This is a genomic window from Sporomusaceae bacterium (assembly GCA_031460455.1).
Lineage (GTDB): Bacteria > Bacillota > Negativicutes > Sporomusales > UBA7701 > Anaeroselena.
In genome coordinates, this window is the sequence record JAVKTQ010000014.1 from 77,704 (window position 1) to 92,537 (window position 14,834).

11 protein-coding genes and 1 other annotated feature are annotated in these 14,834 nt (G+C 58.8%); of the genes, 1 reads left to right on the forward strand and 10 read right to left on the reverse strand.

The window, feature by feature from the left end:
• Position 1 precedes the first annotated feature (1 nt).
• Positions 2-1,552, reverse strand: a complete 1,551-nt coding sequence (locus RIN56_16835) for a 2-isopropylmalate synthase (protein MDR7868468.1) — start codon at positions 1,550-1,552, stop codon at positions 2-4.
• 62 nt (positions 1,553-1,614) lie between these two features.
• Positions 1,615-1,847 (reverse strand) — a binding site (T-box leader).
• Between the two features lie 347 nt (positions 1,848-2,194).
• On the reverse strand, positions 2,195-3,907 hold the full coding sequence (locus tag RIN56_16840) for a solute carrier family 23 protein (protein MDR7868469.1): 1,713 nt from the start codon (positions 3,905-3,907) through the stop codon (positions 2,195-2,197).
• Between the two features lie 281 nt (positions 3,908-4,188).
• On the opposite strand from RIN56_16840, the gene RIN56_16845 reads away from it, so the two are divergent.
• Entirely contained in the window at positions 4,189-5,439 is a 1,251-nt protein-coding gene (locus RIN56_16845; protein ID MDR7868470.1) for an MFS transporter, read from the forward strand.
• Positions 5,440-5,542: 103 nt separating this feature from the next.
• On the opposite strand, the gene arcC is transcribed toward RIN56_16845, so the two are convergent.
• The 8 genes from arcC to RIN56_16885 form a co-directional block, all read right to left on the reverse strand.
• Positions 5,543-6,484 (reverse strand): carbamate kinase, encoded by a 942-nt coding sequence (arcC, locus tag RIN56_16850; protein MDR7868471.1) that lies wholly within the window; start codon positions 6,482-6,484, stop codon positions 5,543-5,545.
• Positions 6,485-6,870: 386 nt separating this feature from the next.
• Positions 6,871-7,917 (reverse strand): hydroxymethylglutaryl-CoA lyase, encoded by a 1,047-nt coding sequence (locus tag RIN56_16855; GenBank protein MDR7868472.1) that lies wholly within the window; start codon positions 7,915-7,917, stop codon positions 6,871-6,873.
• Positions 7,914-9,245, reverse strand: coding sequence for a hydroxymethylglutaryl-CoA reductase, degradative (locus tag RIN56_16860; GenBank protein MDR7868473.1), 1,332 nt, complete (start codon positions 9,243-9,245; stop codon positions 7,914-7,916). The genes RIN56_16855 and RIN56_16860 overlap by 4 nt, the downstream gene beginning before the upstream one ends.
• Positions 9,202-10,575, reverse strand: a complete 1,374-nt coding sequence (locus tag RIN56_16865; GenBank protein MDR7868474.1) for a tripartite tricarboxylate transporter permease — start codon at positions 10,573-10,575, stop codon at positions 9,202-9,204. Before RIN56_16865 ends, RIN56_16860 begins: the two co-directional genes overlap by 44 nt.
• Positions 10,576-10,578: 3 nt before the next feature.
• Positions 10,579-11,007 carry a hypothetical protein gene (locus tag RIN56_16870; GenBank protein ID MDR7868475.1) on the reverse strand — a complete coding sequence of 143 codons (429 nt, stop codon included), beginning with the start codon at positions 11,005-11,007 and terminating at the stop codon, positions 10,579-10,581.
• Between the two features lie 333 nt (positions 11,008-11,340).
• Complete coding sequence (locus RIN56_16875) at positions 11,341-13,089, reverse strand: sigma 54-interacting transcriptional regulator (GenBank protein MDR7868476.1); 1,749 nt, start codon at positions 13,087-13,089, stop codon at positions 11,341-11,343.
• Between the two features lie 112 nt (positions 13,090-13,201).
• The gene (locus RIN56_16880; protein ID MDR7868477.1) at positions 13,202-14,017 is read right to left on the reverse strand and encodes an IclR family transcriptional regulator; all 816 of its coding nucleotides are present in this window, start codon (positions 14,015-14,017) and stop codon (positions 13,202-13,204) included.
• Between the two features lie 29 nt (positions 14,018-14,046).
• On the reverse strand, positions 14,047-14,832 hold the full coding sequence (locus RIN56_16885; protein MDR7868478.1) for an enoyl-CoA hydratase-related protein: 786 nt from the start codon (positions 14,830-14,832) through the stop codon (positions 14,047-14,049).
• Positions 14,833-14,834: the final 2 nt, after the last annotated feature.

The window sequence follows — 14,834 nt, forward strand, 5'->3', positions numbered from 1 at the left end:
TTTATTCTCCTCCCGCTGCAATCGCGCCGGCGGCCGGATGGCCGCAGGTGGCGATGAGTTTATTGATGGCGCTGACGTACGCCTTGGCGCTGGCTTCGATGACGTCGGTGCTGAGACCGCGGCCGCTGATGACCCGGCCGTCCTGTTCGAGCCATACGGTCGCTTCGCCGAGGGCGTCTTCACCCGAGGTGACGGCTTTGATCTGGTAGTCTTTGAGACAGAGCGCGAAGCCCACCGCTTTTTCAATCGCTTTGAAGGCGGCGTCCACCGGCCCGTCGCCGCAGGCGGCCTGCTCGGTGAAGCCTTGGTCGGTCTCGATTCTGACCATGGCGGTGGCGGTTGTCTGGTTGCCGCTGACGACGTGGTGGTTTACGAGGCGGTACCATTCAGGCATCTCGGACGCCTTTTCGGCGACGAGGGCTTCGATGTCGCGGTCGAAGACCATCTTTTTGCGGTCGGCCAGTTCTTTGAATTTGACGAAGATTTCGTTGATGCGCTCGGGTTCGAGGTCGTAGCCGAGGGTTTTGAGGCGCTCTTCGAGGGCGTGGCGGCCGGAGAGTTTGCCGAGGATGAGGGCGTTGCGGTTGAGGCCAATGGTTTCGGGACGCATGATTTCGTAGGTTAGGGCGTTATTGAGGACGCCGTGCTGGTGGATGCCCGATTCGTGGGCGAAGGCGTTGTCGCCGACGACGGCTTTGTTGGGCTGGACGGCGACGCCGCTGAGGACGCTGACCAGCCGCGAAGCGCGGTAGATGTGGCTGGTGTCGATGCCGGTGGCGGCCCGGTAGTATTCGGGGCGGGTGTGGAAGGCCATGATGATTTCTTCCATGGCGGCGTTACCGGCCCGCTCGCCGAGGCCGTTTACGGTGCACTCGACCTGACCGGCGCCGTTCATGACGGCGGCCAGCGAGTTGGCGACCGCCATGCCGAGGTCGTTATGGCAGTGGACGCTGATGACGGCCTGTCCGATGTTGGGGACGCGCTCGCGGATGTAGCGGATGAGGGCGCCGAATTCGTCCGGCGTGGTGTAGCCGACGGTGTCGGGGATGTTTATTGTTGTGGCGCCGGCGGCGATTGCGGCGGTAAAGACCTGGCAGAGATAGTCGCGGTCGGAGCGGGAGGCGTCTTCGGCGGAGAATTCGACGTCGTCGACGAACCTGCGGGCGTGGCGGACCGCGTCCTGTGCGGCGGCCAGCACTTCGTCCCTGGTCATCTTGAGCTTGTATTGCAGGTGGATGTCGCTGGTGGCGATGAAGGTGTGGATGCGCGGCCGTTCGGCTTTTTTGAGGGCGTTGACGGCGGCCTCGATGTCCTTGGGGTTGGTGCGGGCCAGGCCGGCGATGATCGGCCCGCGAACTTTGGCGGCGATTTCGCTGACCGCGGCGAAGTCGCCGGGGGAGGCAGCCGGAAAACCGGCTTCGATGATATCGACGCGAAGTTTCGCGAGGATTTGGGCGATCTCCAGTTTTTCGGCGGCGTTGAGGGTAACGCCCGGGGTCTGTTCGCCGTCCCGCAGCGTCGTGTCGAATATCCTGATTGTCCTTGTGTCCATGTCGGTCTTCCTCCTTTTGTTTCGGCGAAAACAAAACCGCCCCTATTGACATCAATGACGTCAATAGGGGCGGAATATTCCGCGGTACCACCCTACACTGTACTCTCTCACCGCCCATCAGCGGCTGCCGGCTAACGCCCGGCTTACGTCTTCGCCTATTTGCACGGGGTCGTGTGCGTTCAGCGAAACAGTTCATGGGCGAGTTGTTCGGATACGACCTCCGCACCGGTTCGCAGCAACCACCGGCTCTCTGAGCGGTTTGGGCCGTTCCTTTTCTCCCAATCATCACCTGTAGATGTTCGATATTTTGTTTACCAGTCACGGGCACCAGAGTAGTCAAAGTGTAAACTTCGTGCCTTTTGGCGCGCTTTTCCGCGCCGATTTGTAACTTTGTATACAATATACCAGTATGGGTGCGTGTTGTCAATAGGGTTTTTGAGATATTTTTTCGGCGAGGAGAGAGGCACCTATTATTTCATGGGATTGATGTTTTATATATTACCTGGAGATTCGCGGGCACCTGTAACCTGGGTGTTTAACCGCCTGCGGCTCGTCTATAGCACCGACATTGCGTTTTTCACCACGTTGCCGCTTACAAAAACATCCACGGCTACTACATCGGACCCGCGTGTTTGCGGGCGATCAGTGGTCGTAATGCAGCCGGATTTTGCACGTGCCGTCGCTCAGGGAGGTTTTGATCTGGTCGGTATGCTGGCGGATGATAAAGCCGGACAGCCTGATGAAGGCGGTTTCGTCGTCGAGCAGCTCGCTGGGGGTAGGACGGACGGCGCTGAATTCCATCATCCTGCCGGTGTAGCTGAGGTCGACGTCGACGTCGAATTCGTCGAAGCTGGCGGCGATCTGGATCTTGCCGTCGACCAAGCCTAGGGCGCCGGCGGATTCCATGAACTCGGTCAGGGCCGACTCGGCGCGGCGGATGACGTCGCGGCGGGCGCCCCAGCTGGCGCCGGCGCTTTCCATGAATTCGAACACTTCCTCCGACGCCGCCGGTCCCGGTTCGATCTCGGCCGTTTTCCGCTGGGCCACGCCGATGCGGAACAGGAGGTTGAGGATGATGGCCGTGACGGTGGCGAGGGAGAAGGCCGAGTTGAACAGCGGCTGCAGGCCGGGGTGGGCGGTCTGGTGCAGGCCGGGGACCATGCTGACGCTGAGGCCGAATATCAGCGACAGGCCGATGATGTAGATTTTACGGGCGTCAAGCATCCGCGAAAGGATAATCTGAAACCCGGTGACGATTACGAAGCATATGACGACGATCAGGGTGGCGCCCATAACCGGCTTGGGCATGACCGCCACGAGCGCGGATGCTTTTGGGAGGAACGCGAGCGCCAGAAACATGAGCCCGACAAAGACGCCAAGGCGGCGGCTGGTCACGCCGGTGGCGATCGACAGGCCGATGCTGCCTGAGCTGGTGTTGACGCCCATGCCGCCGATCAGCCCGCTGAACATGGTGGCAACGCCTTCGGCCAACAGGCCGCCTCTGGTGGTCTTCATGTCGAGGCGCTTCCAGTCGGGGTCATTGGCTTTCTGGCAGGTGGTGATGTTGCCGATGGTCTTCAGCGAGGAGCAGACGACGGCAAGCAGGAAAGGCAAAACGAGCCCGGGGTCGAACGACCAGCCAATGAAGCCGATGTCCGGGGCGGCCACCAGGGGCAGTCCGCCCAGGTGCGACAGGTCGGCGCCGGTGAGGTTGCCGGAGGCGTAGGCGGCCAGGTAGCCGGCCAGCATGCCGACAAGGACGGAGTACTGGCGGATAATTCCCTTGCCCCAGACATTGGTGCCGACCATCACCCCGAGGGTTATCGCGCCGACATACAAGGAGGGCAGGTCGACGGTCGTGCCGTCGGTGCCGCCGAGAAAGTTGGTTATCGAGACGGGGATAATGGTGACGCCGATCATAACGACGACCAGCCCGGCAAGCTCCGGCGGGAACAGGGATCGGAAGCGCTGGATTATCTGCGATAATAAGACTTCGGTCAGCCCCGCCAGGGCGGTCATGCCGAGCAGCAGCGGCATGCCGCCTTTCTGCACCGCGAGCACGGACGCCGGGAAGTACAGGGCGCCCGCCTCCTGAGGGCAGAAATAGCGCGAGCCCACCGGCCCTTTGTGGAGGGACTGCAGCAATGTACCGACGCCGAGAGCGAGCATGGTCAGGCTGACGAAGCTTTGCGCCAGTTGGAGGCTGCCAGCGATGGCCTGCACGATTAACACCGGGAAGATCAGGTCAATGGACATCAGGACGACCTGTTGAAAGGCGAGCGGCAGAGAAACGATAATCGGCGGGTTGTCGTCCACTCCGTACGTCAGGTCGGCCGCTTTTTTGCTCGACGTCATTGTCTCCAGCCCTTTCTAGCCAAACTGGTCTGGCACGGTTCTGCCGTCGGCGGAAACGGCCCGCGGCAGTATGACATAGATTCCCAATATTCTATATGGCTAGTTCCTTACATTTTGCATGAATCCTGCTTTTTCCCGTTAACGATATGTGACTGAACCCAATTAATTGTCGTAAACGACGGGATCAAACGCAACTATTCCGGTTGTATGAAAATATACTTCATGTTAGAATGCCACTAAAGACATGCTACATATGAGTAACAAAGTAGATGAGGACTTTCATGGAATTTGCTCAAAAAAGATGGATCGCTTTAATTGCCGCTATGGTATGTGCGTTTTTTTCCGGCGTTATTTATACGTGGAGTGTATATGTGATTCCGCTGGCAAATAAATATCATTGGTCTACAGCTGAGATTTCCTTCGCTTATACCTTAAATATTATTTTCTCTGCTATAATCCCGATAGTATTCGCAAAGCTCCGGACAAAAATAAGGATTAGCAATTATAACTTTATCGGTGCTTGCGTTTATGGCGCGGGAATGCTCTATCTTAGTATTATGCGGGGTTCAATATGGGAATTGTATTTAGGTTTTGGCGTTCTTGTCGGCGGTGGTATCGGTTTTATATACGTCAGTTTGGTCGCCTATGTTGTCCAGTTGTTTCCCGACAAAAAGGGCCTGGCAGCCGGTTTATATACTGCTGCGTACGGGGCTGCCGCGTTGATATGGGCTCCTCTAGCCAATAGCATCATCCAATCAACCGGTGATGTCTCGATGGCATTTCGTTATCTAGGCATTATCATGACAGCAGTAGTGCTGGTTGGAACCAGATTCCTGTTCGATATCCCGTCGGATTGGACCGGCCCGCCAATATCAACCGCACAAGCTTCAGCGAATAATGCAAAGCCTGCATCAGGTTCGGTATCTGAAAAGAGCACTAGGGAGATGCTAGTAAGTCCGCTGTTTTATGTAACATGGATCATGTTTATATTGGGGCTAATCAGCGGAAGCATGATATTGGCGTTAGGTTCACCGATATTGCAAGGTTCTCTGGGATGGAACGAAACTAGGGCAGCACTTATTGTAGGGTTTTTTGCTGTTGCTCAGACCGTAGGCCGGCTTTTCTGGGGATGGATCTCAGATCTAATCGGACGTATAAATGTAATTACAATTGTTGGTGCAATCACTGTCCTAGCCATGTTTTTGCTAGCGTATGTGAGAACAGAAACCTTATATGTTATTGCGATATTGTGTGTGCCTATGGCGTTTGGTGCATATGCATCGATGTTATCACCGACTACAGCCGAAACATTTGGCCCGAAATATTTCCCGAATAATTATAATGTGATATTCACAGCGTTTGCCTTTGCCGCGTTGATAGGTCCCCAGCTAGTAGCCTATGTGAAAAAGACCTCGGGAGGCTATCAGGGTGCGTTTCTTTACGCAGTAATATTTGCCGCGTTAGCAATCGTGCTGTCCTTTGCTTATAGGTATCTTGCTAATAAAGAACGGGCAAAAATATCGCTGTCATAGGTCAAAGATGGTCCCCCCCAGCCCTATTCCATTCTATCGCCACGAAAAAGAAGCATAAGTTTGCCGGTTGGCAAGCTTATGCTTCTTTTCAATCCGGTACCTGTCAGAGGGTTATTACCGTGCCGCTCTCGCCGCCGAATGCAAGGTGAGCCTTTGCAAGTGATACTATGACGGCCTGTCTGCCAGGTGCGGTGGAAGCGAAGCGGATGGCGGCCTCGACCTTCGGCCCCATGCTACCGGGCGGGAAGTGCCCTTCCTTCTGGTACTTGCGGGCCTCCTCAACGGTCATGCGGGTCAGGTCGGTCTGATTAGGTTTGCCGAAGTTGATGCTGACACGTTCGACGTCGGTAAGGAGAAAGAAGGCGTCGGCGCCGATATCGCGCGCCAGCAGTTGGCCGGCCATGTCTTTGTCGATGACGGCTTCCACGCCGCGCGTTCCGTCGCCGGTCCGCACCACCGGGATGCCGCCGCCGCCGCCGGCCACGACGATGAAGCCCTTGTCGAGCAGCGCCCGGACGGCGTCTTTTTCGATTATCTCCTTAGGCTCGGGGGACGGGACGACCCGCCGCCAGCCCCTGCCGCTGTCTTCTTTCATAATGTGCCCTTTTTCGGCCATGATGGCCGCGGCCTGCTGCTCGCTGAAGAACGGGCCGATGAATTTAGTCGGGTTCTGGAAGGCGGGATCGTCCCGGCCGACGACGACCTGGGTGATGACGGCCGCAAGCGGCGTTGTTAAGCCCCGAGCCCCGAGAGCGTTGCCGAGGTTCTGGCAGATGGCGTACCCCAGCGAGCCTTGGGTGTTGGAGACGCACACATCGAGCGGCATGGGGGGAACGACGTCTTTGGTCAGCTCGTTTTTTAGCAGCAGGTTGCCCACCTGCGGCCCGTTTCCGTGGGTGATGAGGATGCGGTTTCCCTGCTTGGCCAGTTCGGCTATATGGCTGCAGGTAGCCTTGATGTTAGACCACTGCTCGTCTCTGGTCCCCTTTTCCGATGACCGCGTGATCGCGTTGCCGCCCAAAGCGAGTACCAGCGTTTTTCCCATAGCCATCTCCCCCGGCATTTTTCAGGCTGTTGGAACTTATCGTGTCCTAGCTCACCGGTCGTGCTTATTTCCCGTATATGTCACTTTTTCGTTATTTTAGGCCATTTCCCTTTTAATAATAGTTTCGAAAGGGGAACCCTGCGCGGAAGGCGGGTCTTGTTGATGAAATAAGAAAAGCAGCAATAACTCTATGCCGGTGAGATTCTAAAACATGAACCCGGCGACCAGATACCGGACTGTGGCCAGCGCCGGCGAAGAATTTGGCGCTCTGCGCTTAAACCTGCTGGCCGTCGCGGCCTTCTTTGGGTTTGTCGAGCACTAATTGTCGCATGAAGATGCCGCGGGCGTTTCAGCCCGCGGCATCTTTGTTCCTGGGGTAAATTTTTTTAGCCCTTCTCGCTGGCTATTTGGTCGGCGAAGCGCTGCCGGACTTTCTCCATGACCGGGGTGGGGGTTTTGGGAATCCGTCCCGAGAGGACAGTCCACGACCGCAGCCGGCGGCCGACAATTCTCTCCAGGGTCGCCCCGATGCGGAGGTAGCGTTCGACGTCGATGCCGGTGGCGATGTTCATTTCGTCGAGTAGCACGACAAGGTCTTCGGCGCGGACGTTGCCAGTGAGGTCGCTGGGGGTATAGGATTCGCCGGTGCCGAGGACGGGGACGCGGTCGACCATCGAGGCCGGCTGCCCGCCGAGGCCGCCCATGGAGGCTTCGAAGCGGACGATGCCGGCCTGGAGGGCGGCCAGGCAGTTGGCGAGGCCCCAACCCCGCGATTCATGGAAATGCGCGATGTGCTTATCCGGCCACGGCATACGCGTCATCAGCTCGGCGTAGAATTCCCACACCCGGTCGGGCGTGCCTTCGCCGGTGGTGTCGCCGTATTCGATTTCGTCGACGCCGATGTCGAAGTGGCGACGGGCAAATTCCCACGCCCGCGCCAGAGGCACCGGCCCCTCGATTGGACAGCCAAACACCGTGCCGACCGTGCCGCAGAAAATCATGCCGGCGTCTTTGATCATCCTGCCCCATTTCTCGAGGTTGCGGAAGTGCTGGTCGTGAAGTTCCCCGGCGTTGACGAGATTGTGGCTCTGACTGGTGGAGATCATTGTGACGATTTTGTCCGGCCCGTACCCTTTTTCTTTCGCCTCGACGGCCCGCTTGACGGCCGCTTCCGTCAGGGCGACAGCCTGGTACCTGATGTCCGGCCGTCGCTTGATGCCCTTGAGGACAGCCTCAGCGTCGCGGAATTGCGGCACCCGCTTGGGGTTGGAGAAAGAGGTCACCTCGATGTTTTTGAAGCCGCACTGGGACAGTTCTTCAATGAGGTACAGCTTGGCTTCGGTGGGAATGAAGGTGTCGAGGTTCTGGAAGCCGTCCCGGACGGTGATGTCGCATACTTCGACTCTGGCGGGCAACTTCATTTTGGCGCTCATTTTTTCTTCAGCTCCACGAGAATTTCCTGGGCCCGGACGACATTGACCTTGTGCTCTTTGGCCATGACGGCGGCTACCTGGTCGACGAGCTCGGCGGGCACGCCGGCGTTTATGGCGATGTTGCGGGCGTGGAGCGCCATGTGGCCGCGCTGCACTCCTTCGGTGGCGAGCACGCGGATGGCGGCCAGGTTTTGCGCGAGACCGGTGGCGACGATGATCTCCGCCAGCTCGACGGCATTCTTTATGCCCAGGATTCTGACCGCGAGTTTGGCCAGGGGGTGGGTGGCGGTGGCGCCGCCGATGATGCCGACAGCCATCGGGCACTCGAGGCTGCCGACAAGGTCGCCGTTGGCGTCTTTCTCCCACACGGACATCGAGGTGTAGCTTCCGTCTTTGGCGGCGTATGCGTGGCAGCCGGCCTCGATGGCGCGGGTGTCGTTGCCGGTGGCCAGCACGGCGGCGGTGATGCCGTTCATGATGCCTTTGTTGTGGGTGGCCGCCCGGAAGGGGTCGGCTTTGGCGAAGCAATAGGCAAAGCGGATGGCGTCGACGATTTCCTCGCCGCCCAGTTCTTCCTTGGCGATGGTGCAGCGGGCCCGGGCCAGCCTCCGGACGGCCAGATTGGAGAGTATCCGCAGAAATACGCGACCGCCGGTAATCTTTTCGATGAAGGGCGCGAGCCCTTCGGCCATGGTGTTGACGGCGTTGGCCCCCATAGCGTCGCGGGTATCGACGATAAGATGGGTTATGACCATCGGGCCGAGGTCGGAGTCGAGGACGCGGACCTCGACGTCTCGGCAGCCGCCGCCGAATTTGATCAACACGGGGTCCATGGCGTTGGCGCGGGCGATGATTTCGTCCTTGTTCTCGAGGATGGCGAGCTTGGCCTGGAAGGGGTCCTTGATGTTGACCGCCTGGATCTGGGCAATCATCACGGGGCCTGAGTTGCTTGTCTTGAAGCCGCCTCTGCTGACCGTGAGCTTGGCGGCATGGCTGGCGGCCGCGATGACGGACGGTTCTTCGGTGCACATCGGCACGAAGTATTCCTTGCCGTTGATGAGGAAGTTGGCGGCGATGCCGAACGGCAGTTCCATTTTCGCGACGACGTTTTCGACCATCTTGGCCGCCGATTCGAGCGCCAGCCCTTTTTCGCCTTTGAGCAGGGCCACGTCGTCATCCGTGAGCGAGGCGAAGTCGCGGAGGATTTTAATCCGCTCGTCGACGTCGAGTTTGTAAAAACCGGGAACTATCGAGGTTTTCTTCATAAGAATGGTCGCCTCCTTATCACTTGACTCCGAACAGTTGCAGGACGATGAAGCCGGAAGCATAGTAGGTCATGTACTGGACACCGGTGTGGATGCCGAAATACTTGTTGAGGATGCCGCCTACTATGGCGATGGTGATGGCGACACCGACGCCTGTCCAGCCGCCTTCGGAGTAGGACAGGACGACGATGAGGCCGGTGAACATGCTGATGATCGCTTCCTGGCTGACGTTGCGGAGCACCCAGGCGCTGGCGCGGCGGGCGTAATTCATCGACAGCGGGTAGGCGACAACCGCCGCCATGATGATGCCGATAAACCCGAAGAGAAGATATTGATAGGGAACAAGCAGGGTATGGAGGTTGTTGACCGTCGGCTGGAGGGTGTAGACCGGCGGGGCGTTGAACAGCGGCGCCGCCGGGCCGAGAGCCATGGGAGAGAGTGGCAGGCCGAAAGCCATCAAGGGAATGATCGTTTCGGCGATGTAGGTGGACTCGGTCACGCCGTTCATGACTGCCAACGAGGTAGTAAGCCGCTGGTAGGTGCTCTTGACGCGCGAGCTGACGAATTCGCCCACCATGACCGTCATACCGACGGGGCTGAACGTGAAGGTAAGCGAGGAAATGAAGGCGGCGATAGCTGTATAGAGCTTCTGCCCGCCACTGAGAATTTTAATCGGGTTGGGAAAATACCCTTCCCACATTTTGAGCTCGGGAGCAAGCCAGAATTCGCGCGGCACGGTCCGCATGAGCCGTTGTCGGGCCACCGGCGACAGGACGGTGATGAGGTCGGCGAACATCGGGCCGATGGCGATGCCGAGGAAGAAGCTGATGAAGAGCCCTTTGCCGGCGCCGGCAATGGCGAATTTGTTGAGACCTTGCAGCAGGATCGCGAAGGGTATCAAGGCAAAGACGGCCGCCCAGCGGGCGCTGGAGGTGTAGGCAATGATGAGGGCCGCCAGGGTGAAGATGTAGGGCGCCCACTTGCGGACGACATCGGCGTAAGGGGCGAGGACAGAGGCGAAGGCCACCGAAACAGGCAGCGCGATGAAGGCCGCCAGGATGGCACCGGAGATCATTTTTCTCAGAGCGATGTGCGGCACGCCGAGACGCCGCAGGATGGTGGCCTGCTCCAGCATCGGAACGGCCATGGTGTCGCCGGGGATGCCCATGAGGGCGGTGGGGATGGCGTGGGTCATGTGTTTGGATACGGCGGCCGCGATGAAGAAGGACAGGACGGCGACCGGCGGGAAGCCGAGCAGGATTACAAGCAGGGTTACGGGGGCGATGGTGGCGGTTTCGTCGGTGCCGGAGATCAGGCCGACGCCGGAAAATACGACGGCTCCCAAAAGTGCGGCGCCGATACCCCAGATGAGTTCACCCATTATTCCTTCCATTGCTTAGCTCGCCCCCTTTTCCTTCGCATCCGCCTGGCCTGCGAACAGGTCGTAGAGTTTTAGCTGTTTCATCTCTTCGATGATTTCGGGCGGCAGGGTCTCCAGTTCGAGGCGTTCGGCCTCCTGGTCGAGCTTGAGTTCTTGGATTACCAGCAGCCGGTCTTCGGCGCTGAGCTCCGCTTCCTTAAGCTCGCGCTTGGGCGGAAACAATTTCGCGGCAATGAAGGCCGAGAGCAGGCAGCCGACGATGCCGATGAGGAGGGAGTAGCCGGTGATGAGGTTGAGAGGCAGTTTCGGATAGTTGGCCTTGAGATAGGAGACCCCTCCCATGTAGGCGACAAGAGCAATGATAATGCCTAGAACCATTCCGTACGCCAGGTGCCGCAGGTCGACCGTGTCTCCCCAGATGTCTGCCAGTCTGGAGTTTTCCATGTTTTTCCCCCTTTATTGCTTTTTCCCCCTGGTCCCGGCCCCCGGTGAAGCGGCAGGGACCGCCACGACCAACAATATACGCAAGAACTATTCCAGTAAATATCTGGATGGACCCGGCAGCTATCACGCCCCCCGGGTATGGGCAGAAAGCCCGGCCGGCTGCAGCTCGGCGCCGCCGGGGGCAGGCGCGTCTTATTGCCGCCGGGCGGGAGGAAAAATAATCGGCCGGGCAAAAACGTATACAAAGTATACACTTTTGCCCGGCCAAGACCGTCAAGAGATTGAAAATTCTCATTTTTATTCACTGTTTACTTTGTATACAGTCTGTTTCGTCTATATTCCCAGTTCGCGCAGCCGCTTGTAAAAGGTCCGGCGGCTGAGGCCGAGCAGTTTCATGGCTTTTGACCGGTTATAGCCGCTTTCCTGGAGGGCTTCGAGGATGGCCGTCTTTTCGAGCTGGCTGATGCGGTCGGTTAGCGTGCCCGGAGCCTCGCCGGTAGCTCGCGGCAACCCCTCGCCGGCAAGCGCACTGCGGAAATATGTCGGCAGATGGTCTCTGCCCACTACCGGCGTCTCGGCAAGCAGGACGACGTGCTCCATAACGTTTTTGAGCTCGCGCACGTTCCCTGGCCAGTCGTGGTCTGTCAGGACCTTCAGGCAGCGGGGCGAGATTTCGACTTTTTTGCTGTACTTGGCTTCGTAATACGCTTTGTAGTGCTCGACCAGAGCGGGTATATCCACCCGACGCTCGCGCAGCGGCGGCACCGTCAGGGTAAAGACGTTCAGACGGTAGTAGAGGTCTTCCCGGAAAGTTTTCTGGCGGACCATCTCGTCAAGGTCGCGATTGGTGGCGGCGAGCACGCGGATGTCCACCTTGACGCTGCTGACGCCACCGACCCGCTCGAATTCCTTTTCCTGCAGGAACCGCAGCAGCTTAGTCTGCATGGTCAGGGGCATGTCGCCAATTTCGTCGAGGAGCAGCGTGCCGCGGTTGGCGACTTCAATTTTGCCTACCTTGCCGCCTTTGCGCGATCCGGTGAAGGCGCCTTCTTCGTAGCCGAACAGTTCGCTTTCCATGAGGTTGTCGGGGATGGCCGAGCAGTTGAGCGATAGGAAGGGATAATCCCGCCGCGGGCTGATCCGGTGGATGGCGCGGGCAAGAAGTTCTTTGCCGGTGCCGCTTTCACCGAGAATGAGCAGCGGGGCGTCGACCGGGGCGACCTTCATGGCGATGTCGAGCTGGCGCCTTAGTTTGCGGCTCGAGCCGACGATGTCGGCGAATTCGGGCGGGACGGAGCCGGCAGGCGCAAGCTCCTCGGCGAGAAGCTCTCTGATATGCTGGGCTTTTTCCAGGTCGGCGGCGGCCCGCAGGGTGTCGCTGATATCGGAGAACACCGAGACGGCAGCGACGACCTCGTTGCGAAAACGGATGGGTGTAATGCGAGCCATGACGGTCACGTTGAGGCGTTTGAGCTCGATCGGTTTGTTGATAAACGGCTGACCGGTGGCGAGCACTTCCATGAGTCGCGAGCCCGGTTCAATTACTGTGAGCAGGCGGCCGATGACTTTGGTGTGATCGATGCCCAGAATCCGCCCGTACGATGAGTTGGCATAGAGAATGCGGCTCTCCCGGTTGACAAGAATGACGCCGTCGTTGAGGTCGTCAAGAATGCACCTCGCCAGGGAGGTAGGCCGCAGTATCTGCTTGAGGAACTGTTCCGCGTCGGCGATCTCGGCGCCCGCGGCCCACGCTTTCTGAAGCTGACGCAGGTCGACGCAGGCGACGAGTTTTCCGTCGGGGTCGACCACATAGGCCTCCGCGTGAAGGGAGCCGGCGACGGCGGCGTCGCGAAGAATTTCTTCGTCGGCGACCGGGCGCCGGACCTGCAGGCAGTCGGATGACAGGAAGCCGGCTACCTTGCCCGCGGGGTCGGCGCCGACGATGTCGCGCAACCGGACCACGCCCAGGAAGCGACCGTCCCCAGAGGTAACGGGCAGGCTGTCGGCCGTGGTCTTGCGGAACATTTGAAAGGCCCTGGTGAGCAGATCATCCGGGCGCAACACTAAAAAAACCGCCTTCATAGCTCTCCCTCCCCGCTTGCTGTTCACTTCTCCCCCAATACCGCTTAATCCTGCCGCCGGTAAAGCGGAGCGAACGACGATCGGCGGCAAGCGAAGAGGGCGACGCGGCTTGTTATTGTCCGCCGCTGTCGTAGCCCATCTGCCGGGAAATGTTAAGCGCTGCTTCTCTGACGAGTTTACTGTATTCTTTGTCGAGCATTTCGGGGGCCATGTTGGCCTCCACGCCGGAGATGCTGATGGCGGCGACCACGCTGCCGGTGTAGTCGAAGATGGGGGCGGCGACACAGCGCACACCCGGTTCGTTTTCGAGGTCGTCAATCGCAAAGCCGGTTTTCCTCACTTTTTTGACTTCCTCGACGAACTTGGCGAAATCGGTGATTGTGAGGGGCGTAAGCGCCGGCATTCCCCTGACGCCTAACAGCTCCCGTAGTTTGTCGTTGCCCAGCCCGGAGACAAGGCATTTGCCGTTGGCGGTCGAGTGGATGTAGTTGTGCGATCCCACCCCCGCGGCGAGCTTGATGTTGCGGTGGCTTTCCTGTTTATCGATGTAGATGATGTCGCCCGCCATTTTGTCGAGAATGGCGAGGTAAATTGTCTCTTTGGTCTTCTGGTTGAGCTCTTCCATGTATTTGCGCGCGTAGTTGGTCAGGACGAGATCGCGTTTGACGATGTTGCCGTAGGTGAGGTAGGCGAACCCGAGGGTGTAGTTGCCGTTGTCTTTTTCCGCCAGGTGCTGCCAGGCGATCAGGTTCTGGACGATACGGTAAACAGTGCTTATCGGCAGACTGATCTTTTCGGCTATCTCACTGAGACTGAGGCCGTGATCGTTGGCTTTGCTTACTTCTTCGAGGATGGCAAACGCACGGGCGATCGACTGGACGTAGAATTTGCTGTCCATATTCTTGCGGGGCTTGTTCACTTGCTGCACCTCTTTCCTCCTGAAGTGACACGTCGGCATTACTTGCCGGCAAATTTCGCCGGGCGCTTTTCGAGGAAGGCGGTCATCCCTTCGACACGGTCATCGGTGGCGAAGCAGGTGGTGTAAGCCTCGGCTTCGTAGGCCACCGCCGAGCGGATGTCCATGTCCAGCCCGTGATTAATGGCTTTTTTGGCCATCATCACCGCCACGGGAGCCTTAGTCATTATCGTTTTGGCTATTTCCCGGCAGGTGCCGAGCAGTGCCTCCGGTTCGACGACCTTGTCGGCGAGACCGCGTTCGTACGCCTCCTGGGCGGTCATCATCTGGCCGGTAAAAATATAGTATTTGGCGCGGCCTTTGCCGATCAGCCGGGAGAGGCGCTGGGTGCCGGCGAAGCCTGGGATAATGCCGAGGTTGACCTCCGGCTGGCCGAATTTGGCGGTGGCGGAGGCCACGCGGATATCGCAGGCCATCGCCAGTTCGCAGCCGCCGCCGAGGGCGAAGCCGTTGACCGCAGCGATGACCGGTTTGGCGAGGTTTTCGATTGTTGCGAAGATTTCTTGTCCAAGCATGGTCATCTTCCGCCCTTCCAGGGGGCTCAGGGCACGCATCTGAGCGATGTCCGCCCCGGCGACGAACGCTTTGGCGCCGGCGCCGGTGATGATGAGGACGCGCACCGCCGGGTCTTCATCGGCGGCCAAAACCGCCGCTCTGAGTTCGCCCAGTGTGTCGGTGTCGAGCGCGTTCAGTGCCTGCGGGCGATTGACGGTGATAATTGCCAGGCCTTCTTCGTTCGCCATGGTCACATTGGCGCCGTATGTCATTT

Bases quoted from the DNA above. Each gene is read 5' to 3' on its own strand.
- RIN56_16835 (MDR7868468.1), bottom strand. From the start codon at position 1,552: ATGGACACAAGGACAATCAGGATATTCGACACGACGCTGCGGGACGGC.
- RIN56_16840 (MDR7868469.1), bottom strand. From the start codon at position 3,907: ATGACGTCGAGCAAAAAAGCGGCCGACCTGACGTACGGAGTGGACGAC.
- RIN56_16845 (MDR7868470.1), top strand. From the start codon at position 4,189: ATGGAATTTGCTCAAAAAAGATGGATCGCTTTAATTGCCGCTATGGTA.
- arcC (MDR7868471.1), bottom strand. From the start codon at position 6,484: ATGGGAAAAACGCTGGTACTCGCTTTGGGCGGCAACGCGATCACGCGG.
- RIN56_16855 (MDR7868472.1), bottom strand. From the start codon at position 7,917: ATGAGCGCCAAAATGAAGTTGCCCGCCAGAGTCGAAGTATGCGACATC.
- RIN56_16860 (MDR7868473.1), bottom strand. From the start codon at position 9,245: ATGCTTCCGGCTTCATCGTCCTGCAACTGTTCGGAGTCAAGTGATAAG.
- RIN56_16865 (MDR7868474.1), bottom strand. From the start codon at position 10,575: ATGGAAGGAATAATGGGTGAACTCATCTGGGGTATCGGCGCCGCACTT.
- RIN56_16870 (MDR7868475.1), bottom strand. From the start codon at position 11,007: ATGGAAAACTCCAGACTGGCAGACATCTGGGGAGACACGGTCGACCTG.
- RIN56_16875 (MDR7868476.1), bottom strand. From the start codon at position 13,089: ATGAAGGCGGTTTTTTTAGTGTTGCGCCCGGATGATCTGCTCACCAGG.
- RIN56_16885 (MDR7868478.1), bottom strand. From the start codon at position 14,832: ATGACATACGGCGCCAATGTGACCATGGCGAACGAAGAAGGCCTGGCA.